The sequence below is a fragment of the Sulfurimonas sp. genome (genome assembly GCF_014859695.1).
Classification (GTDB): domain Bacteria; phylum Campylobacterota; class Campylobacteria; order Campylobacterales; family Sulfurimonadaceae; genus Sulfurimonas.
On the sequence record NZ_JACUTS010000004.1, the window covers coordinates 20,930 to 43,824 of the forward strand.

At 39.5% G+C, this 22,895-nt stretch carries 27 protein-coding genes; 4 read left to right on the plus strand and 23 right to left on the minus strand.

The annotated features are described in order from the left end of the window. Positions 1-14: 14 nt before the first annotated feature. The 7 genes from IBX42_RS01705 to IBX42_RS01735 all read right to left on the minus strand — a co-directional run bounded on the left by IBX42_RS01705 (position 15) and on the right by IBX42_RS01735 (position 5,391). Positions 15-236: an NADH-ubiquinone oxidoreductase subunit E family protein gene (locus tag IBX42_RS01705; RefSeq protein WP_294927851.1), complete on the minus strand. Its 222-nt coding sequence runs from the start codon at positions 234-236 to the stop codon at positions 15-17. A 94-nt stretch (positions 237-330) separates the two neighbouring features. After that, positions 331-1,569, minus strand: a complete 1,239-nt coding sequence (gene nuoD, locus IBX42_RS01710) for an NADH dehydrogenase (quinone) subunit D (RefSeq protein ID WP_294927854.1) — start codon at positions 1,567-1,569, stop codon at positions 331-333. An 8-nt stretch (positions 1,570-1,577) separates the two neighbouring features. Beyond that, positions 1,578-2,384 (minus strand): NADH-quinone oxidoreductase subunit C, encoded by an 807-nt coding sequence (locus tag IBX42_RS01715; RefSeq protein ID WP_294927856.1) that lies wholly within the window; start codon positions 2,382-2,384, stop codon positions 1,578-1,580. Further along, positions 2,384-2,893 carry an NADH-quinone oxidoreductase subunit B gene (locus IBX42_RS01720; protein WP_137014965.1) on the minus strand — a complete coding sequence of 170 codons (510 nt, stop codon included), beginning with the start codon at positions 2,891-2,893 and terminating at the stop codon, positions 2,384-2,386. Before IBX42_RS01720 ends, IBX42_RS01715 begins: the two co-directional genes overlap by 1 nt. After that, positions 2,875-3,264 (minus strand): NAD(P)H-quinone oxidoreductase subunit 3, encoded by a 390-nt coding sequence (locus tag IBX42_RS01725; RefSeq protein ID WP_294927860.1) that lies wholly within the window; start codon positions 3,262-3,264, stop codon positions 2,875-2,877. The genes IBX42_RS01720 and IBX42_RS01725 overlap by 19 nt, the downstream gene beginning before the upstream one ends. A gap of 328 nt (positions 3,265-3,592) precedes the next feature. Beyond that, positions 3,593-4,201: a DUF6448 family protein gene (locus IBX42_RS01730; RefSeq protein WP_294927863.1), complete on the minus strand. Its 609-nt coding sequence runs from the start codon at positions 4,199-4,201 to the stop codon at positions 3,593-3,595. A 368-nt stretch (positions 4,202-4,569) separates the two neighbouring features. Beyond that, positions 4,570-5,391, minus strand: coding sequence for a hypothetical protein (locus IBX42_RS01735; protein WP_294927866.1), 822 nt, complete (start codon positions 5,389-5,391; stop codon positions 4,570-4,572). A 247-nt stretch (positions 5,392-5,638) separates the two neighbouring features. Between IBX42_RS01735 and IBX42_RS01740 the strand changes: the two genes are divergently transcribed. Then, entirely contained in the window at positions 5,639-6,112 is a 474-nt protein-coding gene (locus IBX42_RS01740) for a pyridoxamine 5'-phosphate oxidase family protein (protein WP_294927869.1), read from the plus strand. Between the two features lie 28 nt (positions 6,113-6,140). Here IBX42_RS01740 and IBX42_RS01745 read toward each other — a convergent pair whose 3' ends face one another. The 8 genes from IBX42_RS01745 to IBX42_RS01780 form a co-directional block, all read right to left on the minus strand. Continuing rightward, positions 6,141-6,968, minus strand: coding sequence for a methylated-DNA--[protein]-cysteine S-methyltransferase (locus IBX42_RS01745; protein WP_294927872.1), 828 nt, complete (start codon positions 6,966-6,968; stop codon positions 6,141-6,143). A 26-nt stretch (positions 6,969-6,994) separates the two neighbouring features. Further along, complete coding sequence (locus IBX42_RS01750) at positions 6,995-8,257, minus strand: serine hydroxymethyltransferase (protein WP_294927875.1); 1,263 nt, start codon at positions 8,255-8,257, stop codon at positions 6,995-6,997. Positions 8,258-8,405: 148 nt separating this feature from the next. After that, positions 8,406-8,849 (minus strand): nucleoside deaminase, encoded by a 444-nt coding sequence (locus tag IBX42_RS01755; protein WP_294927878.1) that lies wholly within the window; start codon positions 8,847-8,849, stop codon positions 8,406-8,408. A 1-nt stretch (position 8,850) separates the two neighbouring features. Beyond that, positions 8,851-9,204, minus strand: coding sequence for a CbiX/SirB N-terminal domain-containing protein (locus IBX42_RS01760; RefSeq protein WP_294927881.1), 354 nt, complete (start codon positions 9,202-9,204; stop codon positions 8,851-8,853). Positions 9,205-9,282: 78 nt separating this feature from the next. After that, positions 9,283-11,019 (minus strand): ATP-binding protein, encoded by a 1,737-nt coding sequence (locus IBX42_RS01765; protein ID WP_294927884.1) that lies wholly within the window; start codon positions 11,017-11,019, stop codon positions 9,283-9,285. A gap of 8 nt (positions 11,020-11,027) precedes the next feature. Then, positions 11,028-12,206 carry an outer membrane protein transport protein gene (locus IBX42_RS01770; RefSeq protein WP_294927887.1) on the minus strand — a complete coding sequence of 393 codons (1,179 nt, stop codon included), beginning with the start codon at positions 12,204-12,206 and terminating at the stop codon, positions 11,028-11,030. Between the two features lie 17 nt (positions 12,207-12,223). Further along, positions 12,224-13,069 (minus strand): deoxyribonuclease IV, encoded by an 846-nt coding sequence (gene nfo, locus IBX42_RS01775; protein ID WP_294927890.1) that lies wholly within the window; start codon positions 13,067-13,069, stop codon positions 12,224-12,226. Next, complete coding sequence (locus IBX42_RS01780) at positions 13,062-13,532, minus strand: hypothetical protein (RefSeq protein ID WP_294927893.1); 471 nt, start codon at positions 13,530-13,532, stop codon at positions 13,062-13,064. Before IBX42_RS01780 ends, nfo begins: the two co-directional genes overlap by 8 nt. Before the next feature lie 82 nt (positions 13,533-13,614). On the opposite strand from IBX42_RS01780, the gene IBX42_RS01785 reads away from it, so the two are divergent. Then, positions 13,615-14,418 carry an ion transporter gene (locus tag IBX42_RS01785; protein WP_294927896.1) on the plus strand — a complete coding sequence of 268 codons (804 nt, stop codon included), beginning with the start codon at positions 13,615-13,617 and terminating at the stop codon, positions 14,416-14,418. 113 nt (positions 14,419-14,531) lie between these two features. Here the strand turns inward: IBX42_RS01785 and IBX42_RS01790 are convergent, their stop codons facing one another. Continuing rightward, a complete protein-coding gene (locus IBX42_RS01790; RefSeq protein ID WP_294927900.1) occupies positions 14,532-14,840 on the minus strand; it encodes a TM2 domain-containing protein in 309 nt (102 codons plus the stop codon). Between the two features lie 235 nt (positions 14,841-15,075). On the opposite strand from IBX42_RS01790, the gene IBX42_RS01795 reads away from it, so the two are divergent. Both IBX42_RS01795 and IBX42_RS01800 read left to right on the plus strand, forming a co-directional pair. Continuing rightward, the gene (locus IBX42_RS01795) at positions 15,076-16,347 is read left to right on the plus strand and encodes a DNA polymerase IV (RefSeq protein WP_294927903.1); all 1,272 of its coding nucleotides are present in this window, start codon (positions 15,076-15,078) and stop codon (positions 16,345-16,347) included. Positions 16,348-16,359: 12 nt separating this feature from the next. Then, positions 16,360-17,298: a DUF234 domain-containing protein gene (locus tag IBX42_RS01800; protein WP_294927906.1), complete on the plus strand. Its 939-nt coding sequence runs from the start codon at positions 16,360-16,362 to the stop codon at positions 17,296-17,298. Here IBX42_RS01800 and IBX42_RS01805 read toward each other — a convergent pair. The 7 genes from IBX42_RS01805 to IBX42_RS01835 all read right to left on the minus strand — a co-directional run bounded on the left by IBX42_RS01805 (position 17,295) and on the right by IBX42_RS01835 (position 22,876). Continuing rightward, positions 17,295-18,092, minus strand: coding sequence for a J domain-containing protein (locus IBX42_RS01805; protein WP_294927909.1), 798 nt, complete (start codon positions 18,090-18,092; stop codon positions 17,295-17,297). The two genes, IBX42_RS01800 and IBX42_RS01805, sit on opposite strands and share 4 nt — an antisense overlap. Positions 18,093-18,151: 59 nt before the next feature. Continuing rightward, on the minus strand, positions 18,152-18,994 hold the full coding sequence (aguB, locus tag IBX42_RS01810) for an N-carbamoylputrescine amidase (protein ID WP_294927912.1): 843 nt from the start codon (positions 18,992-18,994) through the stop codon (positions 18,152-18,154). 11 nt (positions 18,995-19,005) lie between these two features. After that, complete coding sequence (locus IBX42_RS01815; protein ID WP_294927915.1) at positions 19,006-20,082, minus strand: hemolysin family protein; 1,077 nt, start codon at positions 20,080-20,082, stop codon at positions 19,006-19,008. A gap of 152 nt (positions 20,083-20,234) precedes the next feature. Beyond that, entirely contained in the window at positions 20,235-20,549 is a 315-nt protein-coding gene (locus IBX42_RS01820) for a cupin domain-containing protein (protein WP_294927918.1), read from the minus strand. Further along, complete coding sequence (amrB, locus tag IBX42_RS01825) at positions 20,542-21,330, minus strand: AmmeMemoRadiSam system protein B (protein ID WP_294927920.1); 789 nt, start codon at positions 21,328-21,330, stop codon at positions 20,542-20,544. Before amrB ends, IBX42_RS01820 begins: the two co-directional genes overlap by 8 nt. Positions 21,331-21,351: 21 nt before the next feature. Then, entirely contained in the window at positions 21,352-21,927 is a 576-nt protein-coding gene (gene amrA / locus IBX42_RS01830) for an AmmeMemoRadiSam system protein A (RefSeq protein WP_294927923.1), read from the minus strand. 76 nt (positions 21,928-22,003) lie between these two features. Beyond that, complete coding sequence (locus IBX42_RS01835) at positions 22,004-22,876, minus strand: TIGR01777 family oxidoreductase (RefSeq protein WP_294927926.1); 873 nt, start codon at positions 22,874-22,876, stop codon at positions 22,004-22,006. Between the last annotated feature and the right edge of the window lie 19 nt (positions 22,877-22,895).

Here is a 22,895-nt window from a genome sequence, read left to right on the forward strand (position 1 = left end):
AATTCAAATCCCACTTATTTTTTTGTTACGATAGTCCAGTCGACTTCGTTGAACTTTAAAGAGTTTAACAACTCATATCCGCACTCTTTTACCAAATCAGCTGATTTTTGAATAGGTGAAAAATCACCTATCTCAAATAAAAAAATTGCAACTTCTCCCGCTTTGTGAGATGCTAAAATCTCTCTCATGCGAGGCTCAAAACCATCTTTTAAATGTCTTAAATCATATCTTTTCATATATATCTCCTTTTGCAAAGAAGTGAATTCTTTGCAAAATTCCCCTCACTAAAGCTACATCTAGCGATGAGAGAAAAATTATTAAAATTTTTCATTAGCGGTCTACCTCTCCAAATACGATATTAGTCGTACCGATAATCGAAACAACATCTGGAATATAGTGACCCGGCAGAAGGTCTGTTAAAATCCCCGTGTGCCAGAATGAGGGCGCGCGAAGTTTTAGTCTGTACGGGTACGGTCCGCCTTGAGAGTTGATGAAAAAACCAAGTTCTCCTTTTGGGGACTCGGTTGCCACATAAACCTCTCCAACAGGAGGTCTCATGCCTTGTGTGACAAGAACAAAGTGCTGCATCAAAGAGTAGTTTTGCGTCATGATGTCAAGCTTTGGAGCAGAGACATATTTCGGCGCATGAGCCATTAGCTCAGTCTGTCCCTCTTTTACCGTCTTCTCATACATGTCGATTGTCTGGTAAAGAATCTTTGCAGACTCTCTCATCTCTTCCATGTACATTCTATATCTTGCAAAGTTGTCGCCTTTGTCTGAGTAAGGAACTCTGAACTCTACTTCATCGTAAAGCTCATACGGCTCCTCTTTACGGATATCCCAAGCAACGCCTGACGCTCTAAGCATAGGACCTGAACAACCCCATGAAAGAGCCATCTCTTTTGAGATTGTTCCCACCTCTTCCATTCTCATAAGCCAGATACGGTTAGTATCAAGAAGATCTTCATAATCTTTGATATTTGCAGGAAGCTTATCCAAAAATGTTCTTAGCTGAGTTATAAAACTCTCTTGAATATCCAAAGGAACCCCGCCGATACGGATAGCCGCATGCGTAAGTCTCGCGCCACAATACCCCTCGATGATGTCCATAAGATACTCTCTCTCGCGGAAAGCAAAAAGAAAAACAGTCATAGCACCGATATCAAGAGCCGTAGTTGCCAGCCAGAAAAGGTGTGACATGATACGGTTAATCTCAAGAAGCATCATACGGATAACTTTTGCACGGCGAGGCACTTCAAGACCTATAAGTCTCTCAACTGCCAGAGCAAATCCGTAATTGTTTGAAGATGATGCGATGTAATCCATACGGTCGGTTGTAGGCATAAACTCGTTATAGATCATATTTTCAGCCATCTTCTCCATACCGCGGTGAAGATACCCTATATCCGGATGAGCTTTTACTATCATCTCTTGTTGAAGATGGAGCATTAAACGTAACTGTCCGTGAGCAGAGGGATGCTGAGGACCGAAGTTTAAAATCATCTCATTGTCTTCTCTATCAAACGTGATATTTTCAAAAAATGGGCTTAATCTGTTTTTTACTTGCATGGTACTCCCTATCTTTGAGGGTCGTCAATAACGACCGAATCTTTTTTATCGAATTTTTTAATCATGAAAACACCACCCTCTTCTTGATAGTTCTGCTCATTTTTAGGCTCATTACCAGTGATTTTGGTTCCCTTAGGCACTTCATGTCCAAGACGTGCAAATCTCTCGCTGTCGTAGCGGTCAACTTTTGCAGTATCTCGAAGTTCAGGCCCGATAATATCGCGTGCCTCTTTGCCGTAAATCTTGTCAACTTCATACCACGCAGCAAACTCATCGCCTTGCAATGGATATGTTTTTAGAAGCGGATGTCCCTGCCAATCGTAAGGCATAAGAATTCTTTTCATAAACGGATGTCCGTTTGCTTCGATGCCGAACATGTCAAACATCTCACGCTCAGACCAGTCAGCAGAGCGGAAAAGTTTCTCTACAGAGTTTACAGCCTCGCCTTTGTTGATAAACATTTTAATGCGCAGACGCTTGCGTTTGTTCATGCTTAGCATCTGGTAAAAAATCTCAAAACCGCCACTCTTTGCAAGCCAGTCAATCGCGCTCATCTCGCTTAGCTGCGTATATTCACATCTGTCTCTTAAGAGTTCTAAAACTTTATAGTTATCCTCTGGCTTGATGAAAACAACCATCTGACCTACTTGTATATATGCGTCAAGAACTTCTACTTTTGCTTTTATAGCCTCTAAATCATGAGCAAACACCTCATCATCTTCAACAGAAAATTTCGGCACTTGAGGTGACACATAAAATCTGTCCGTGTAGTACGCTTTTTTCTGTACATCGTCTTTAGGTTTATAAGCTCTCATTACATCAACCTTTTAGCTTTTTGCGCTCTTGAAGCATGGTTCGCACGAATCTTTTTTTGTAGTAGCATAACACCGTACTGAAGCGTCTCAGGACGAGGAGCACACCCTGGAAGATACAGATCAACAGGGATGATTCTATCCACTCCCTGAACCGTAGCGTAAGTGTTAAACATACCGCCCGTGTTTGCACATGAACCCATCGAGATAACCCATTTTGGCTCTGTCATCTGATCATAAAGTCTTTTTATAAACTCTGCATGTTTTTTTGTAAGCGTTCCTGCAACTATCATAACGTCTGCCTGACGAGGAGAGGCTCTAAAGATTGTTCCAAATCTATCGAAGTCATATCTTGAAGCTCCACTTGCCATCATCTCGATACCGCAGCAAGCAAGACCGTAAGTAAGCGCCCAAATAGAGTTTGAACGTCCCCAGTTTACTATCTTGTCTATACTTGTTAGTGCAACCGGCAATCCGCCATTTTGCGTATAATTTATTTTATGTTGTGCCATTCAAGCGCTCCTTTTTTCCATGCATAAATAAAACCGATTGTTAAAAGCAGTATAAACATTAACATCTCGGCAAAACCAAACCATCCAAGCAGTTTAAAGTCAACCGCCCAAGGGAACATGAAGACTATCTCTACATCAAAAAGCAGAAAAAGCAGAGCAAAAAGATAGAACTGCGGAGAGATTCTGTTTGGCTGTTTTGTAATCTCAGGTCCACACTCATACACCGATAGTTTAATTTTTTCATTACTTTTAGCCGCTAATGCGCGACTTGCCAAACGTGCTATTACCGTCGTCGTTATAAATGCACCGAATGTCAGAAGAAAAAGTACAAACACCCCAAAATACGGATTTGAAGTCACTACATGCTCCATATAACCTACCTTTGTTATTGTTATTGTTTTAAAACGCATAAAAACATAAGTCGTTTGACTTAAATATTTTCACTTATTTTTTGGAAAAACAGTTACGTGGATTGTAGCAAAAAGAGTATTAAATAAAAGATTAAGAGGTTATTTGAAGTAGTTGCTGTTACTAAACACTACATGTTTTTTTGATTTTTTATTACTCTTGTGTAAAGCCGAAACACACATTTATGCCACTGTGGGAGAATCTCTACTTTTTATCATTTTACCTATCAACGGATTTTGAGAGATTCATTCACGGGGTGAGCAATATTTCTTCGCCCCCCCCCTTTTTTTTCTAATGGTTATCGTGCGATTTTTTTGAACCGTGGTCATGTCCGCCGCTGCCGGCTGCCATGTTGTGTATGCCCTCGACGAAATGGACGTACCTTACGTACGCTTCCACATAATCCCGACCCTCTTTGACACCCTCCTCTTTATGGGCATCTTTTTCTTTAGTCTCTTCAAAGCGCTTTTTGATGGCTGTTTCGACAGCTTGGGCTACTTTTTTGGCAAGAGCGTCAACCGAACCCGTTTCCAGTGCTTTGTCGGCCGCCGCTATTGCAGGTTCAACGTTGCCGGCAGGTTTAAGACCGGTATAAGGGGCGCCTTCTCCTGCGCGGTGAACACGCACAAGCGTTTCAAAGAAGTAACGGTCCGCCATCTCCTGCACATCTTCTCCTTTGGTGCGAACTTTCAGGGCACCGTTAAAAGCATGGGTAATTTCATTCTCCTGATGGGCATCTTTGACCCATTTTAAGACTGGAGTAATATCCTTTTTCTCTAGAGCAATCCTTGCATCGTTGAGAACAGGACCGTCTAACGTATCGCAGTGGGCGAAGGCATTGCCTGAGAATGCTACGGCAAGCAGAGGGATAAAACCTTTTTTAATATATTTTTTTAACATGTGATTCCTTTTTAATTTTGTTATGGGAGAGTTTATTGCAGATAAGTTAATAGGTTATTGATTAGTGTTTAAAACAAAAATAAAATTGTTTCAGATTGCGTCAAAATCGGAACAGTTTAAAAGCAAAAACGAAGAGTCTGCAACATAAAGTCGCCATTTATCGCTTACCTATGCATGGCTTAGTATAAAATCTTATCCTCTTTCGCGCTCCACACTTTAAAAGGCTCTAAACACTCCTCTCTGTCTATATTTTTAAACTCCAAAACTTCTTTTTCGTAAAACTTTTGGTCTCTAAAGCCTATCGCATCGGCGTCTTTGCTTGTTGCGCCATAATGTTGTTCATGTTATTTACTCTATCTTGTTTGTTTTTAAAATCTATACTTTAACTCTACACCGACCTCTTTGGTTGTATTTTTAGGTTCAGATTGTTCATATAATGTATATGTATACATACCGTCATAGTAATAGTTTTTTTCAGAATCTTCTATCTTCCAGTAGTTAAAAAAAGCGCCTATAGACCAACTCTGCTGCTCATAAGCAGAGTTTATTCGAAAACCGTAGCCGCTTTTTTGCTCATTTACGGGGTCTCCAAATACAATTGCTTGCCATGGACCTACATCCGAAAGATAGCTTTTTTGCTCACCCCATGCAAAATAGTCATACTCAATATTTGTTGAGATGCGAGCATCTTTGCCGACTTTAAAACGGTGATTAACCCCGATTGGAATATAGAGATAGTGGCTTGTTCGGCGGTATCCTCCGCTTCCAAGGTCTCTTAAATCATTCTCTAATACACGGTATCCGACACCTATATATGAGCCTAAAAGGAAACCGTCTACAATTTTTTCGTTAGCCACAACAAGACGCATTTCATACAAGTCATCTGGAACATCAGCCACTCCGGAAGCGCTTTTGTACTCTACGTCTCCCGTTGCATAACGAAATTCGCCTTTAAGATAATACGCATCAGCAAGGGTTTTAGTCGCTGAGGCAGAAAATCCATACTTTGTGCCTTTGTTAGACATAAAAAAAGCGCCCTCTACCTCTTCTTCGTACTCATAGAGGTATGACTGCACCCCAATTTCAAACGAGTCAACAGTTTTAAGAGAGAAGTTTCTCTCAGATGTATCTGCTTCAGCCAAACTAATAATCAAAAAACAAAATAACGATACTGCTATACTTTTTTTCATTAATCTCTCCCAGCTTAATTTTTAACATAATATCATAAGATTACAGAAAGTTACTTATTTAAAAATCCCATCAGCTTCTCACTGTCAAAACTTGCATCTTTCTCTTTTTTAATCTCTTGCTCAAAATCTTCTGTAGAAAGCTGTAGTTAAGAAAAATATCAAAAGAGAGTTAGCAATTTTTGGATTGACTCAAGTTCTATAACTAGTCTATAATAGTGCTAGATTTATATATTTAAAAAGGGCAAACATGCGACATAGAACTAAAACACACCTCTTAAGCAAAGAGCAGATAGAAGAGCTGTTTTTGAGAGCTGAAGTTGGACGACTTGGGACTTTTTCTCAAGATGCTTTTCCATATATATTGCCTATGCATTTTGTATATTTTGAAGATAAAATATATATGCATGGCTTGCCAAAGGGCAAAAAAATTGACAATATTGCGTTTAACCCAAATGTCTGTTTTGAGATAGATGAAATGTTCTCTTTGTTGCATGAAGGTGTTGAAAACCCTTGTGATGTAAACACGGCATTCAATAGCATTATCGCTAAGGGCACGGCTTCAATTGTTACTGATTTTGATGAGAAAAAAATCGCTTTATCTAAAATCGTAGAAAAATTTACACCACATTTGGCAGATAGAGAGATGCCTCTTAAGATGATAAATGCAACCGCTGTTATAAGAGTGGATATTTTAACATGTGTCGGAAGGTATTATAAATAAAGGGGAAATTTCTCCCCTTAAAAGTGATCTATTTTTCTTTGTTTAAAGACTCATAAGCAATCAGTATCTTTTTACGCTCAATTCCCCATCTATAACCGCTCATGGCTCCGCTTTTAGCTATAACTCTATGACATGGGATTAAGTATCCTATGTGGTTTCTTCCGATGGCACTTGCTACTGCTCTGGTTGCTTTTGGTTTATCTAGGAAGTTTGCTATATCTTGGTAGGTTGCGACTATCCCGTTTGGCAGATTTAAAAGAGCCCTCCAGACATTTATCTGAAGATTTGTTCCCTTTACAAATAGGGAGTATTTTTTATTTTTTATGAAGATATTCTCTAAGTACTCATTTGCGGCTTTTTCATCGAAACAAAGATTTGCATTTTCCCAAAGTTCTTTAAATCTGTTGAAAATTTCATTTTTATTATTATCAATAAAACCCAAATAACAGATGCCTTTGTCCGTAAATCCTATCAAAGCCTCTCCAAAAGAAGTTTCTCCGAATCCGTAAGTTATTAAAACATCTCTGCCCTTTTCTCTCCACTCTTTTGGAGTTACCCCGATTAGGTTTACAAAAAGTTCATGCAGTCTGCTTGAGCTTGAGAGCCCCATATCTAAACTGCTCTCAAGTATGGATTTAGACTCTTTTATATGCTCTTTTGCATAGTTTAGTGTCACGCTGTGTAAAAACTGCATAGGAGTAACGCCTACATACTCTTTAAATACTCTTATGAAGTGGTATTTGCTCATGCCGATATTTTTAGCGACTTCATCAATTGAAGGGTGCTCTTTGAAATTCTCATCAATATATTTGATTGCTTTTTCTATCTGTATATAGTTGCTGTTAAAAGTATGCATCGCCTCTCCAAACTCTCAAAAAAACCTTAGTAAGTAGATTGATTGTAAATTACAAAATTCCCAGCTAACTCTTCTAACTCTTTGTTTATTTTAGCATGGAGAACTTTATCTTCAATATTATCTAAAACATCGCAGATTTTATTTGCGATAAACTCAAACTCTTTTTCTTTCATGCCTCTTGCCGTTAATGCAGGGCTTCCTATTCTGATACCCGAGGTTATAAACGGTGTTCTCTTCTCTCCCGGAACTGTGTTTTTATTTACAGTTATTCCCGCATCTGCTAAAGCTGTATCTGCATCTTTACCAGAGAAAGGTTTGTCTAAAAATGAGACCAAAACAAGATGATTATCCGTTCCACCCGAAACAAGTTCAAATCCTCTCTCAAGCAGTACTCTCTCGAGCACTTTAGCATTTGCCTTTACCTGTTTTGCGTACTCTTTCCATGATGAATCTAGCACCTCTTTAAATGCAACTGCCTTCGCAGCTATAACGTGGACAAGCGGTCCGCCTTGAGTTCCGGGGAAAATGGCTGAGTTGATTTTTTTAGCAATCTCCTCATCATTTGTCATAATCACGCCGCCTCTTGGACCTCTTAGAGTTTTATGTGTAGTAGTTGTTACAACATCTGCATAAGGGAATGGGCTCATATGTTCCTTAGCAGCAACAAGACCTGCAACGTGCGCAATATCGGCAAATAAAATAGCACCGACCTCGTCGGCTATCTCTTTAAATTTCTTAAAGTCTATCTCTCTTGCGTATGCGCTAGCACCGCAAACTATGATTTTTGGTTGAGTTATTTTTGCAATTTCTAAAACTTTATCATAATTGATTCTTCCATCAAGTTCTACGCCATAATAAAATGCAGAATAGTTTTTACCTGAAAAAGATGGTTTGCTTCCATGAGTTAAATGTCCGCCATCAGAGAGATTCATACCTAAAATTCTATCTCCTGCTTGAAGGAGTGCCGCATAAACAGCAGCATTTGCTTGACTTCCTGAGTGAGGCTGAACATTGGCATAAGCACAGCCAAAGATTTTACAAACCCTATCAATCGCCAACTGCTCAACAGCGTCAGCTTCCTCACAACCGCTATAGTATCTTTTATATGGATACCCTTCCGCATATTTGTTAGTAAAAACACTTCCCATAGCCTGCATAACGGCTGGGCTTGTAAAGTTCTCACTAGCAATCATCTCTAAGTGATTGGTTTGTCTCTTTAGCTCTTTTTCAATAATTGAAAAAACTTCACTGTCTGCAACTTCCAAGCTTGCATTTGATATAAAACTCATCCTTTTTCTCCAATCTTTTATTTTTAAAAGAATAACCGAATCAAAAAGATTTAACAATCCAAAAATTGCTATCTTTGGTTTATCTTTAATAAAAGCTTTTTAAAAATAGGGTGTTGATTATGAGTATTGAAAAACTATTATTGAACTATTAGTAGAGTATTTTATCCCTTTTTGCACTCCATGCTTCAAATGGTTTCAAGCACTCTTCTCTGTCAATATTTTTTAACTCCAAAAACTCTTTTTCATAGAACTCTTTATCCCTAAAACCAATAGCATCCACATCGTCACTTGTTGCTCCGTAGTAAACTGTTTTAATATTTGCCCATCTTATCGCTCCCATACACATAGGGCACGGCATGCATGTAATATAAATTTCGCATCCGCTTAAATCAAAAGTTTGGAGTTTTTTGGAAGCTTTTTTAATTGCATTTATCTCGGCATGTAAAGTCGGGTCATTTTGTTTTATAACTTCATTATGAGCTTTTGAAATAATTTTGCCCTCTTTTACTATTACGGCTCCAAAAGGTCCGCCGTGGTTTTGTTCTACACCCTTAAATGCCTCTTTTACGGCTTGACGCATAAATTTTTTCATGCTATCTACCGGATAAAAAAATATCTTCAATCAACTTTACATATCCGCTGTTTGCCCCAATATGCTCTAAAACAGTAATCTCAATCTTATATTTTTTACTGCATACTTCACTAAGAGAGGGAATATCTTCTTTTACATGCTTTCCCGGAGCCAAAAAAAGAGGTAAAACTTTTATGGAGGTTGCACCGGCTTTTTTGAGAAGTTTTACGGCATTTTCAAAATCAGGCTCAGCTAATTCCAAAAAGGCCAACTCTATGTTTTGAATATTTTTTCTAAGCTCTTCTAAAACATTAAAACTTTCTTCATTTGAAGCTTTTACTTTACTTCCATGTGAAAGAAGTATATATCCATCCATCTTCTCTTCTCCTCTACTGCTATATCTAACTGAGATAATTTTTCATTGACAACTCATCAATATAATTTTATAAAAATCTTATTTATTTATAAATCCCATCAATTTTTCACTGTCAAAACTTGCACTCTTCTCTTTTTTTATCTCATGTTCAAAATCTTTTAAATAAAAAACAGGTTCCTCTCTTACAGCTACTTTATATGCGGTGTTTTTAATAATCAAGCTTATTTGTCCGCCTGTTAAAGAGTATTCAGCAAGCTCGTTTAGGTCAAAAGCCTCTTCATATGGCGCATGCAAAGGAAGCATTTTGTTCCAAAGGGAGAGCCTCTGCTCTTTGTTTGGCTTTTTGAACTCTATTTTGTAGTTAAAACGTCTTGAGAATGCTTTGTCAATGTTCTCTAAGAGATTTGTAGTAGCGATAAGAACGCCCTTAAACTTCTCAATCTGCTCCAAAAAGATATTCTGCATCTGGTTGTGCATCTGATCAGCCCCGCTGTTTGCTCCGCTTGAACGCGCACCCAAAAACTGGTCTGCCTCGTTTAGCAAAAGTATAGGTTCTGATTTTGTTTTTTCACACAAATCGTAAAAAGTGTCAAAAATTTTACGAACGTTTTTTTCGCTCTCTCCCACATACATGGAGAGAATTTTTGAGCAGTCAAATGCCAAAACCTGACGTTTAAGCGACTTTGCGAGCGAATATGCCGTCATGGTTTTACCCGTTCCAGCCGCGCCGTAGAAGATGATTCTTGCGTCAATGCCGCTTTTTTTATCTTTGATGCCCCACTCTACAAGCCTCCCAATAACCTCTTTATCAAGCTGTCTCATAAGATTTTTAAGAGTCTCTTGCGTCTCTTTTGCAAGTACGACATCTTCAAGTGAAGTCTCAGGCTCTACAAGCTCAAAAATATCCTGCTCATCTATAAGCGTGTTAAGTTTTATGCGGCGAACTTTTTTGTTTTTTTGCGGGTGGATGATGCTTTGGAGAATATCATCTACAATATAAAAAGCGCGCGAAATTCCCCCAAAAGGGTTTAACATCTCCTCATAATCAATGATTCCGTCATTTATAAGGTTTGAACCATCCTCCAAAAGTGAGCGGTTTTTTATGCGATCATACTCATCAAGCGATATTAGCTCTATAAGCGTGTTCATCTCGCGCAAAGAGGCATCCGTCGCGCTATACTCTTCACGAAGAAGGGCAAGAAAAATAACCTGCTCTTTAGCATCCATCTTTTTTTGTTTGAAGAACTTATCGAGTACTAGTTTTCCGGCAGTTTGAGCCACTCTCTCCTCTATGCGTTTTTCCAAGAGTTTTAGCTTTACCTGCGTTCTGTCAATGCCCAAAGAGTGCTCATGTACGTTTTGGCGGATTGCACTCATCTTTTGGTAGAGATCTATACGCAAAAACTGGTCTTGAAGATACTCAAGGTGATCAGAATAGGGCTTAATGTCGGGCAGTTCACTCTCGAGCGCACCATCTTGAAGCAGCTTAAGAAACGAAGGAGAGAGTCCGACTGCACTGTTTAAAAGCTCTAGCGGTGTTACGTCTGAGATTTTTATGGGAGTAAAGCTCTGCTGATGCAGCCAGCCGAGTTCTAAAAGAAGCTTTACCTCTGTTATGTGCTTAATAGCTTCATATTTTTCACTGCCGTACATCTCCTGCAAAAGGTCAAGAATCAAAGCATCATCTTCTCCGCGCATGTACCTTTTTGCAAGTGTTTGCAACAATTGTGCTTCTGTTTTACTACATTTTAACTGCGCGTAAATAAGTGTTTTTTCTATATTTTTTGCTTCTAAAAAATCGATTAATGTTTCCAAATATATCCTTAAAATTTATACTCTAAAGCCGATGAGACCATCAGCACGTTTGCGTTTGAAAACTCTCCATCGAGCGTGCCGTTTGAGACTGCCCTGTCCTCTCTTATAGAGTACAAAGCTGCCAATCCTATATTTATCTTCTCATTTATTTGATACCTTGAACCAAAAGAGAAAGAGACCGAGTCGCTGTCTGGCAGTTCAAATCCGAGCGTTGCATCCGGTGCAGGCGACTCGTCTATAACGACACCGCCCATGAGCGTAAGCTTCTGTAGTTTTTGCGTTATACCAAAACGAAAAACATCCGTGTCTCTGTAATTTTTTACTATCGGCGTGCCAAAAACGACATTTGTAACAGGATTTACACCCTCGCCATAGTTAAAATCAAGCTCTTTATACTCCGACCAAAAATTTCTCTCATAAACAAACTCAAAAGTTGTTTCGCTTTCCAATGTGTAAGCAACTGCGACATTTAAAAGTGCAGGAACCAGCACGCTTACCGATGCGCTGCTTGTCGAACTGTTTGCCAAATAAGAGAGAGTGGCATCGCCATCAATACTCAAATTTACTTTTGAACGGTACGTTAATGCAAGTTCCAATTCGGATATCGGTTTGTAAGATAGTGCCAAATTATACCCAAAATCTATAGAATCACCCTCCATGTCTCGTGATGCGATAGGCGAGCTGCTTCTCACTACTCCCTCTGAGTAGATTGCTCTAATACCCAGCGCAACGGCAATTTTATCGCCTATCGGTAGCGCAACACTCGGATTTACCTCAACACTTTGAAGCGAAAACTCCTGCGCACTGTAAATAGCGGGAGCATCATCCCACCTCTTTGAAAGTCCTGCGGGAGAGACTACGCTAAGTCCAAAACGTGCACCGCCAATCTCATGTGAGACATAGTGAAGAGAGGGAACGACAAAGTTCTCTTTTTTTGAGTCTATATCTATGCCCGCCGCTCTATAGTTTACATCGCTAAGTCCGATGTACATCAGATTTGCTTCCATAACAGATTCATTTTTCATAAAAACCATATTTGCAGGGTTGTAGTACGCCGCATCGGCACTTGAAACATGTGCAACATTTGCGGCACTTAGTGCAACCGAGTTTAAAGAGGTCTCGGGTATCTTATATCCCCCCGCAAACAAAGCGCTTCCCAGCATTAAAAACAGAGTAATATTTCTCACTTATCTTCCCCTCTCCCTTAATTTTCAAAAGAGTAAAGCAGCGCTATCTCTTCTTTCCAGATGCTATCGTCGATTGTTTCAAGAATAAGCGGGATGTCATCCATGCGCTCATCATTCATAATAAACCTAAAAGCATCAAGCCCTATTTCGCCCTTGCCCAAAGAGTGATGTCTGTCAACGTGCGAGTCAAACTTTGCTTTTGAGTCGTTTATATGCATTCCCATCAGGTACTTAAAACCTATGATTTTATCAAACTCACTCCAAGTTTTATCGTAAGCTTCTCTTGTTCTTATGTCGTAACCTGCCGTGAACATATGGCATGTATCTATGCAGACTCCGACACGGCTTTTGTCCTCTACTCTGTCGATGATTTGTGCCAGATGCTCAAATCTCCAGCCGAGATTGCTTCCCTGTCCTGCGGTATTTTCAAGAACCAAACTTACACCTTCCGTTTTCTCCAGAGTTCTGTTCATAGCATCTGCAATTTTGCCGAGACACTCATCTTCGCTTATCTGCTTAAGATGGCTCCCCGGATGAAAATTGAGTCTATCAAGCCCAAGCTGCTCACATCTCTGAACCTCATCCAAAAAAGCGTCCATCGATTTTTCTCTTTTATCCGCTTCTGGGTGACCGAGATTTATAAGATAAGAGTCATGCGGAAGTACATGACGAGGCAAAATACCGCTCTCTTGCAAAGCTTTTTTAAACTTCTCTATCGTCTCATTATCAAGCTCTTTGGCGTTCCATTGTCTCTGGTTTTTTGTAAAGAGTGCGAACGCTTTTGCTCCGATTGCCACTGCATTTGCCACCGCATTGAAAACGCCTCCGCTTGCACTTACATGTGCGCCTACAAATTTACTCATTTAAATCCTTTATCTTAAAAATTATGCCGTTTTTTCTATCTTTAAAATATACCGCATCTGAATTTACTCTATAGACTATATCTACATCTTCATCTCTTATATGCTGCTCAAATCCGTCTGCCGTTTTTGTTAGATTTTTCCCATCATAAATGGCATGTGAGAGCAGCATATTTTGCATGGTATCATCTGGATATGCGGCATTTAAATACTCTTTGTTAAACCCGCTTTTGCTCATGCACCCTTCACTGGTGCAGACTAGATGGTTTAGAGTTATCTTCTCTATACTTTTTCCCGCCATAAAGAGCTCAAGCTCTATGGATTTGTCACTGTTTCTAAGATAACCCACGTCTGAAAACTTCATCTTTGGCGATTTTATAGTGATGATTTTTGTCTGCGTATGTTCATAATTCTTGATGCTGCATGCACTAAAAAAAAGAGCAAAAACAAGTAGTATATATTTCATAATCGAATTGTACCTACATAAAATTAACTGCCATGTGTTATTCAAAGGTTGCTAAAATTCCAAAAAAATTCAGAGGAAATAAATGTACAACAAAATCCAATCGATAGTAGAGAGCAAGAGCTTTGTAAACTTCATAACCTACCTTATCATTCTAAACGGTATAACCATGGGGCTGGAGACTTCAAAAGAGTTTATGGCAAATTTCGGCGGAGTTACTTCTCTTTTCAACACTCTTGTTATCTCCATCTTTACCATAGAGATTGCGATGCGCATCTATGTTCACAGGCTCTCTTTTTTCAAAGACCCGTGGAGCATTTTTGACTTTAGCATTGTGGCAATATCGCTTGTTCCACTGAGTGCCGGTTTTGAGATACTGAGAGTTTTAAGAGTGCTAAGACTCTTTAGGCTTGTCACGGTCGTGCCTCAGATGAGAAAGATAGTCTCCGCACTTATCAGCGTTATACCCGGTATGCTCTCCATCGCAGCACTTATGAGTCTCTTCTTTTATATCTTTGCCATAATGGCAACACAGCTCTACTCCGAGAAATTCCCCCAGTGGTTTGGAACTCTGGGCGAATCTTTCTACACCCTTTTTCAAATTATGACGCTAGAGTCATGGTCCATGGGAATAGTACGCCCTATCATGGAGGTTTACCCGCTGGCATGGATGTTCTTTGTTCCGTTTATCTTTGTCGTAACCTTTGTTATGATAAACCTCATAGTAGCTATAGTAGTTGATGCGATGTCGATTATAAACAAAAAAGAAGAGGAACATATTGTAGAGGAACTACATGTAGTAGAAAATCACACAAGCAGCGAACTAGCTATGCTTAGAGAAGAGATTTCGGAGTTAAAGAGTCTGCTAAAAGCGAGCATTAAGAGCTAGAGAACATATTTCTAGCTCCAGAAGTTTCTATAGCCTAAACCCATGTATGATTCCTATATAGAATATAGAAAATATATTACATACACATCGCCGGATACATGGGATTTTAGTATTTAATTATTGCTTACTCTTGCCTTTTCATAATTATTAATAAGTTCTAAGTTATAAACTTTAACCCATTTATGAAGAGATATTGCATCAAGTACCCACCAGATAAACATTGCAATTAATCCAATATAACCAACTACTATTATCATAGTAAAAAAACTTACTATTGTAATAACTAGCATAGTAACCGCATTACTTTTACCCATATAAAAACGATGTGCTCCAAAAAGTCCAAGAAACCACCATAATATATACGCCACCACAGGGTTCTTTTTCTGCTCTTCTAATCTCATCTGATCTACATTTACACTCATTTGGATCCTTTTATATTAAACTTTACTAATTATTATTATTTTTTATATTTTAGTCAATAATAATGTGATAATTTTGTCATAATAATGTCCAGTGTTACAATATGTATCTTAAAATAATTTTGCGTCAATATATATTAAATACTGCTTTTGTATCAAAATATAAAGAAGTAAAAAATATCTTTGCAATTTGCCATATTTTAAACCTACATGTAGAAATTTACCTATAATCGCATTTATGAAAATACACATAGATATAGACTGCTTTTTTGTCAGTGCCGCCCGCATCAAAGAGCCTTTTTTAGAAGGTAAGCCTGTAGCCATCGGCGGGCGGAGCGATACGAAAATATTTAACAAAGATGCCAAAAAACAGACTGTCAACTTTGAGAACTCGGGTTCTTTTGTGCCTACTTTTTACAAAGCTTATGAAGAAAAGGATGACGACATAGACGCTTTTAAAGATGCAGATGGGCGAGTTCGCGGCATACTTACGACTTCAAGCTACGAAGCAAGAGCGTATGGCGTGAAGACTGCCATGAGCATTAGAGAAGCGCTTTCATTGTGCCCTCATCTCATCATAAAAGCTCCCGACATGTCGCTCTATCAAAAACTCTCGCATGAGCTTCACAACTTTTTGTCTTCCAGAATCCCGCTTGTCGAGCAGGCGAGTATAGATGAGTTTTACGGGGATCTTAGCGGGTGGATAGATGATGAGGATATACCAAGATTTATCGATGATTTACGACATGAGATAAAAAAGATTACACTGCTTCCGGTCTCAATCGGTGCGGCACCGACACGCTACATTGCAAAACTTGCCACTTCACATGCCAAACCTTTTGGCTGCAAAGTCGTCCGCCACTATGAGGTGCAAAGTTTTATAGAGAAGATTCCCGTCGGTGCGTTTTCCGGTATCGGCAAAAGCATGAAGGCAAAACTCCAAAGCGCGCAGATTCACACGCTCGGAGAGTTGAGCAGAAGAAGAGGCACGCTTGAGTCATGGAGCCCTTATGCAAAAGAGCTTTACGCCAGAGTTTGCGGACTTAGCGATGATGAAATTCATACAAAACATGTACGCAAATCCATAGGAATTTCACGAACATTTGACCCGCTCTTTGATAGAGACGAACTTAGAAGAAGAGTGCATGTTCTAGCCCGCCATCTCAGTTTTGCCATCTTGAAACTCAAAGTGATTCCTACAGTTTTTCATCTCTCTCTTGCCTACGAAATGAGTCAAAAATCACATAAGAACATCACTCTGTGCGAGATTTTTACCGAGAAAAAATTTGACTCTTTGTGCGTAACGCTCTTTAATGAAGCAGATATCCATAAAAGACTCCATGTTATCCGCTTAAGCATAAACTGCTCAAGTTTTACGAGAGAGTCAAGAAGAGGGCTTTCACTTATAGGCTTTCATGACGAACAAAGGATGCAAAAACTGACCGAGCATTCGCAAAACATACGAGAAAAATACGGCATCGATATGTTGAAATGGGGAAGTGAATTATGATAGAATAAATCAATGATAAAAAACAGACTCTTAGAGCAGTTCCGCTCCTTTTACTCAAGAAATTATCCAGATGACATGGAGACGCAGATTGAGTACTTTTCAATCTTTGGCGGACTCGGTTGGGAGATAGATACCACTAAAGATATAAACGCACTTATAGAAGAACTCATCTTAAATAAATTTGTACTGCTTAGAAAAAAAATAGAGGATTTAACTCTTGCGGACAAGGGGTGCCTCCGTCTTCTTCGTGCTTTGGCGGTTGGTGATAGAAAGATATTTTCAGCATTTAACAGAGCGGGACTTAACAATGCAAACGGAGGAAGTGCACTTAACTTTTTAGAACAAAAAGGGCTGATTCAGATAGAGTTCTCAAGAGAGGAGCCGGCTCGCAGCCTAAATCCAAAAGGCAAACTAAGAAGAGAGGTGGCGAGATATAGAATCTCTCACAAAGTTCTCTTTACGCACCCATTCATAAGGTTTTGGTTCTACTTTATCGCCCCGCATGCAAGAGAGATTGAAGCGCTCAAGTATGAGACCTTCTTTAAGGATTTTTACAAAAGAAGACACAGCTATACAAGTCTGGTTTTTGAGGAGCTCTCGGAAGTTTTGCTAAACTACAACCTCAGAGACGCACAGATTTTAAGCTCAGGAAGCTATTGGGATGCGAATGTAGAAATAGATATATTGACTATTACAAAAGATGAAAAAATTTACGTCGCTGAGTGTAAATGGTCAAATCACAAAGTCAACAAAAGCGAGTGGCATAAGCTTCTGGACAAGTGTAAAAAACTCGGTATTGAACCTACTCAGGCAGTTATTTTTTCTAAAAGAGGTTTCTCAAAAGAGCTGCTTAGCCATCAGGGTAAAAAACTTGCCCTCTATAGCGCGCAGGATTTTGAAGCACTTGTAAAAAGTGCAAAAAAAGAGGAGATTATAGATAACTTTTTTTAAGCTCTTAGCGCAGAATATGCCTCTTGAAGAAGTTGAAACTTCTGCGTATAGTGTTCTACCATGTGTGGAGCTTCTTGCAAAATTTTATCGGGATGGTACGCTTTTGCAAGTCTTTTATAGCTGTCTCTTAGAGCGCTTTGACTTGCTCCTACCGGACACTGCAGGATTGCGTAAAAATTGTTTTTTTGTGTATCTTCGTCCTCTTTGCAGAGACTTCCAAAACTATATTTTGCAAAATCACTATATAGCTTGCTCATAAAACGGTTGTTGTAGCTATATTTTATCTGGTAGTGCAAAACATGGCGCTTGTTAAGAGCTCTCTCCAATCTCGCTTTTGCCTTATATTCGGAGACATCAAGCACTAAAGAGACATCGGTTCCTCTCTCGACATAAACTTCAAGTTGCGAACGCAGATAACTTAGAATCCAGGAGTTTGGATAATCAAGCGAAATAAGCACCGTATCGCTATTGTAAGCGTAGAGATTGACCGCTATCTCTTGGGGCTCTTCTTGTTTGCCCAGCTCTATTCGAATTGGCTGATTTCCAAATTTAATAAGTGAACGAAGAAAAAATTCGTGTGAAAAATCATGTTTTGCGGCATGATGTTGAGAGAGCTGGTTTATAAATATTTTTCTATCATCCGCCAAAGTGTCGTTTCTAAAGACCATTACAGCTTTTGGTAAAAAAAGCATCCCTCTTGAGTGATGATTTAAAAAATCCTTCATCCATTGAGTATTTAGCGTATCAAAATCTGTAGTAACAAGAATAAGGCTATCTCTTAATACTATATCCATCAACTCAACCCTTTTTTAGACTCTTTTGCTATCTACATTGTAGCAAAAATGGTTCCAAATTAGCAGATGTTTTTATACATTTGGGGTTGTCTGTCTCTTATGAGTCCCCAATAGTGTCTCAGTTTCTGATTCTCTTCTATGTCAAACTCTGCGTAGAGTATCTCCTCTTTGTCCCTAGAGGCCTCTGCAATTTTTGCTCCAGCGTAGTCTGTTATAAACGATGAGCCGTAAAAGTTGAGCGTGCAACTCTCGCCAACCTCTTCGCCAATTCTGTTTGCGACAACCACTGGAACGGTATTTGTCGCGGCATGTCCCATCTGAACTCTCTGCCAGTGCTCTTTTGAATCGAGATGAATCTCAGGTTCGCTTCCGATGGCTGTCGGGTAGAAGATAATCTCCGCACCCATAAGCGTCAAAGCTCTTGCCGTTTCACAGAACCACTGATCCCAGCAGATGCCCACGCCTATTTTTGCGTACTTGGTATCGTAGACTTTAAAGCCCGTATTACCGGGTTTGAAGTAAAACTTCTCCTCATATCCGGGACCGTCGGGAATGTGTGTTTTGCGGTAGTTATCCATAATGGTGCCATCCGCATCCGAAACAACCAAAGAGTTGAAATAACCCTCTTCACTTTTCTCAAAATAGCTGATTAAGATAACCGCTTCAAGCTCTTTTGCAAGATTGCCAAAGCGTTCTATAAGCTTGTTGCCTTCTCTTGGAGCTGCCCATGAGAAGTACTTCTCATCCATATCTTTGCAAAAGTATAAACCCTCAAAGAGTTCGGGAAGAAGTATGATTTGCGCACCGTTCGCGGCAGCTTCTCTTGCCAATCTCTCGGCTATGTCTATATTTGAAGCTTTATCTTCACTCATTTGCATCTGAAGGGCACTAACCTTAACCATCTTCTACCTCACTAAACGCTTTTAGCTTTTTCCATCTTTGTTCTCTCAAACTTCATCTTGTCTTGAAACTTTTTGCTTCTATCTTTTGCGAAAAGCTGCATATCTTCGATCTCATCCATCTCATCAACAATCTCGACACCCAAAAGAGTCTCTATCGCATCTTCAAGTGTAACAACACCGACTGTCTGACCATAGCTGTCGTAGACTATAAATAGGTGAGTCTTTCTCTTGACAAAAAGATCTATAAGATGCGGAACAGGTACATTTTCGGAGACCATATGCACTTCATGTGAGATACTCTCTAAAGTCATACTGTCGTTATCTTCATTGCTCTCTTCAAGAATTTTTTGACTAAAAACAATACCCACAACGTCATCAAGCGTCTCTCTATAGATAGGAATACGAGAGTGAATATACATACGGTCATCTTCTACCGCTTCTTCGATTGTTGTTTCTGCCGGTAGAGAAAAAACAACACTTCGCGGTGTCATAATGTCTTTTGCTTTAATATTTTTTAATTTTAAGAGATTCTCAATTAGGTCACTCTCTTTACTGAGAATCGTTCCTTCTCTCTCACCCATGGCAACGACTGCCATAATCTCATCACGTGAAAAATTGCTTTGATGCTTTTTGTTTCTTGAAATATAGTTGGTCAAAAATGATGAAAACCATGTAAAAGGCGCGCTGATTGTCATCATAAATGAAATCACATATGCCGATGGAACCAAAAGTTTTTTCCAGTAAAGTGCGCCGATAGTCTTAGGAATAATCTCTGAAAAATATAAGATAAGAAGTGTTACGACAAAAGCAACCAGTGCTTGCCACTCCTCTCCAAAAAGAATCTGCGCTTGAGCACCGACACCGGCAGCGCCCATTGTATGCGCAAAAGTATTGACCGTTAAAATCGATGAAATTGGTTTGTCAATATTTGATTTTAAACCTTTTAGCTTGTTGACTAACTGTTCATTTTGGTCTTTTGATAAGCTTTCAATATATGAGTTTGTACTTGATAGTAAAACTGCTTCTAAGATTGAGCAGAGAAACGATATAAAAATGGCAAGTGAGAGGTAAACAATGAGCAGAGTCACAGAACTGCTCCCATGAAAACGTGGGTAAAACTACGCGAGGCCGGGTCGCTTTGGGTCATTTAAAATTTCCTTTTAATTTTTGCGCAAATTATAGCATATTATAGTTACTGCCTGTTTAAAAAAGCTTAGCTTATATCTATATACAAGCAAACTCAACAGTGCACTGCGAGCCAAATGCTCTCTTCATTAGGCTTTGTCCAGGAGACTCTGTGCTTTTTATGTGCAGGAATATTTATATAATCCCCCGCCCTTAGCCTTACCTCATCCTCGTTCAAAAAAGTTATAACCGCCTCGCCTTTGAGTAGAATCACCCACTCATCCCTTCTTTGGTCATACCACTCAAACTCAGGCGTAGCGTGCCCGTAGGAGACAATTCTCTCTATTTTTACCCCGTCTTTTAAAAATAGCTCTTCAAAAAACTCCTCATCCGCAGGTTTTGGGATGTTTTCAAAGATGTTTTCACTCATAAAAGCATGCACTCACATATCCGACAACTCTATCAGTGTCTCCGCTAGCATCTGCACTTGTACTATAGTCAAGCAGTTGTGACTTCAAGCCGAATTTTTTTGCACTAAGAAGCACTGCTTCAACACCAATCTTTCCACATGCCTCACATCCGCTGTGGAGTTTGCCTATATCAATATTCTCAATTGCTTCAAGGCAGATATTGTCAAGCCTTGCCGCGTTGCTAAGAGAGTGAAAATGGCTTAAGTCCGTACTTATGATAACACCGCAATCCTTGTTGCTCAAAACATAATCTATGATTTGGCAAAGCTCAGAAGCATCTGCGTATGAGTAGACAATCTCCACTATCTGGGCATCCTCGATATAGTGCTTTATGAATGGAAACTGCACCTCTGTGCTGTGTTCTTGATGCGCTTCTAGAACACATGGAAGATTGAACCTCTCTTTTATTGCCAGATGCAACGAAGCCGAGCTCTCTATATCTCCAAGCGGCGTCTCGTAGGAGCTAAAATCGCAAAGTGATGCTCCATCAAAACCAATCTTATGCGAAGGTCCCATAACGACAAACTTCTTTACTCCACTTTGGCGCAAAACTCTATATGCTATATTCGCGCTGTAGCCTGAGTAGATATACCCTGCATGAGGAACTATTGCAACTCTTGATTTTAACTGCGGAAGACTCTTTTTTTCATCATAAACAGTGCTAAAGTGTTCAAAATATCTCTCTATCTCAACCGCTCTTCCCGGATAAAAAGCACCGCTCACGCTCATCTTTCTTTTCATCTTAAACTCCTGCTTTTGTTGCTACTCCAATGGAGGTATCTTCTCAAAATCTTCGTTTATCGCCTGAACTCTATACCTGTATATATCAGGATACTCTTCATATACCAAGGGGCTGAGTCCGGCTTTAATGCTAAGATGCTCCAAAAACACTTTTGGCGACTTTAGCTCTTTCCAAACTTGAGGCAGAAATGTCCCCTGATGCCCTTTATGTTTAAAGATAAGACCATCCAACTGAGGTTCTACTTTTGTAAGCAGATCCTCAAAATCTTCATACTCCAAAATTTCAGGCTCGCTAAGAACAGAAACTTCTATATTGATATGTGAAAGCTCTTTTTCGTTAAGCGGATGAAATCTCGGATCTTTAAATGCAGCAGATTTTGCATTTTGAAAAACATCTTCATAAAGTGAACGATGCGCAACCAAGGAGCCTATGCATCCTCTTAGATGATGGTCGTACTCCAGTGTTACAAATGTAGCGGCACTATTTTTCAAAAAGGGGTACTTCTGTAAGAGCTTCTCTTTGTCAAAATCATATGCGCTGCTAAACTCTTCAATTATGGCATGTTTTGCGATTTGTAATAAAACAGCATCTATCATTAAAGCCCCTTTTTATTTAACCAATCGTTCATTTTACAACTTTAAACTTTATGAAATAATAAACATTTTTTTTAGATTAACCTACTATCTCTTTTAATGCATCTTCAAATTTTTCATAATGAAACTCAAAGCCGTTCTCACGCAGCTTTGTAGGGTATACCTCTTTCGAGTCAAGAACTACATGTGCGCCCTCTCCAAAAATCAACTTTATTAAAAAGGCGGGAACACAAAAAAATGTCGGTCGCCTTAACACCTCTCCCAAAATCTTTGTCTGCTCAATGTTTGAGATAGGGTAAGGCGCGGTAAAATTTACAGAACCGCTGATAGCAGGTGTTTTTATAATAAACTCTATAGCCCTTAGGAGATCTTCTATATGTATCCATGAGACCATCTGAGTGCCTCTTCCCAGCTTTCCTCCGACTCCCATCTTAAAAGGAGGCAGTATCTTATCCATAGCGCCACCCTCTTTGGCAAAAATAACGCCAAACCTCATCGTCACGACCCTTACGTCAAAGGCTTTGGCTTTTTCTGCCTCCGTTTCCCACTCTAAACAAAGAGCAGAGAGGAAATCATCGGCATACCTCTTGGAGCTGTCATCATGCGCTATATTTGACTCATAGATTCCAACCGCTGAAGCGCTTAAAAAAAGCTTGGGCTTCTCTTTGCAAACAGCGATAGCATCAACCAGTTTTTTTGTAGTCTCAATGCGGCTGCTGCGAAGCTTTTTTTTATAACTCTCACTCCATGGAGCCAAAATAGTAGTACCGCTTAGATTGATTAGAACATCACACTTCTCAAGCTGCGCTGCCATATTCTCCACGGAGGTGTCTTCGCGTACCCTCAAGCCCACTATCTCATTGTGATTTGGGTTGAAAAACTCCTCAAGTTTTGAGCCTACTAAACCACTTTTCCCGCAAATAGCTATCTTAAGCCTGTTCCCTATCGCCATCTAAAACTCCTTGAGGTTA

Bases quoted from the DNA above. Each gene is read 5' to 3' on its own strand.
- IBX42_RS01705 (WP_294927851.1), bottom strand. From the start codon at position 236: ATGAAAAGATATGATTTAAGACATTTAAAAGATGGTTTTGAGCCTCGC.
- nuoD (WP_294927854.1), bottom strand. From the start codon at position 1,569: ATGCAAGTAAAAAACAGATTAAGCCCATTTTTTGAAAATATCACGTTT.
- IBX42_RS01715 (WP_294927856.1), bottom strand. From the start codon at position 2,384: ATGAGAGCTTATAAACCTAAAGACGATGTACAGAAAAAAGCGTACTAC.
- IBX42_RS01720 (WP_137014965.1), bottom strand. From the start codon at position 2,893: ATGGCACAACATAAAATAAATTATACGCAAAATGGCGGATTGCCGGTT.
- IBX42_RS01725 (WP_294927860.1), bottom strand. From the start codon at position 3,264: ATGGAGCATGTAGTGACTTCAAATCCGTATTTTGGGGTGTTTGTACTT.
- IBX42_RS01730 (WP_294927863.1), bottom strand. From the start codon at position 4,201: ATGTTAAAAAAATATATTAAAAAAGGTTTTATCCCTCTGCTTGCCGTA.
- IBX42_RS01735 (WP_294927866.1), bottom strand. From the start codon at position 5,391: ATGAAAAAAAGTATAGCAGTATCGTTATTTTGTTTTTTGATTATTAGT.
- IBX42_RS01740 (WP_294927869.1), top strand. From the start codon at position 5,639: ATGCGACATAGAACTAAAACACACCTCTTAAGCAAAGAGCAGATAGAA.
- IBX42_RS01745 (WP_294927872.1), bottom strand. From the start codon at position 6,968: ATGCATACTTTTAACAGCAACTATATACAGATAGAAAAAGCAATCAAA.
- IBX42_RS01750 (WP_294927875.1), bottom strand. From the start codon at position 8,257: ATGAGTTTTATATCAAATGCAAGCTTGGAAGTTGCAGACAGTGAAGTT.
- IBX42_RS01755 (WP_294927878.1), bottom strand. From the start codon at position 8,849: ATGAAAAAATTTATGCGTCAAGCCGTAAAAGAGGCATTTAAGGGTGTA.
- IBX42_RS01760 (WP_294927881.1), bottom strand. From the start codon at position 9,204: ATGGATGGATATATACTTCTTTCACATGGAAGTAAAGTAAAAGCTTCA.
- nfo (WP_294927890.1), bottom strand. From the start codon at position 13,069: ATGAGTAAATTTGTAGGCGCACATGTAAGTGCAAGCGGAGGCGTTTTC.
- IBX42_RS01780 (WP_294927893.1), bottom strand. From the start codon at position 13,532: ATGAAATATATACTACTTGTTTTTGCTCTTTTTTTTAGTGCATGCAGC.
- IBX42_RS01785 (WP_294927896.1), top strand. From the start codon at position 13,615: ATGTACAACAAAATCCAATCGATAGTAGAGAGCAAGAGCTTTGTAAAC.
- IBX42_RS01790 (WP_294927900.1), bottom strand. From the start codon at position 14,840: ATGAGTGTAAATGTAGATCAGATGAGATTAGAAGAGCAGAAAAAGAAC.
- IBX42_RS01795 (WP_294927903.1), top strand. From the start codon at position 15,076: ATGAAAATACACATAGATATAGACTGCTTTTTTGTCAGTGCCGCCCGC.
- IBX42_RS01800 (WP_294927906.1), top strand. From the start codon at position 16,360: ATGATAAAAAACAGACTCTTAGAGCAGTTCCGCTCCTTTTACTCAAGA.
- IBX42_RS01805 (WP_294927909.1), bottom strand. From the start codon at position 18,092: ATGGATATAGTATTAAGAGATAGCCTTATTCTTGTTACTACAGATTTT.
- aguB (WP_294927912.1), bottom strand. From the start codon at position 18,994: ATGGTTAAGGTTAGTGCCCTTCAGATGCAAATGAGTGAAGATAAAGCT.
- IBX42_RS01820 (WP_294927918.1), bottom strand. From the start codon at position 20,549: ATGAGTGAAAACATCTTTGAAAACATCCCAAAACCTGCGGATGAGGAG.
- amrB (WP_294927920.1), bottom strand. From the start codon at position 21,330: ATGAAAAGAAAGATGAGCGTGAGCGGTGCTTTTTATCCGGGAAGAGCG.
- amrA (WP_294927923.1), bottom strand. From the start codon at position 21,927: ATGATAGATGCTGTTTTATTACAAATCGCAAAACATGCCATAATTGAA.
- IBX42_RS01835 (WP_294927926.1), bottom strand. From the start codon at position 22,876: ATGGCGATAGGGAACAGGCTTAAGATAGCTATTTGCGGGAAAAGTGGT.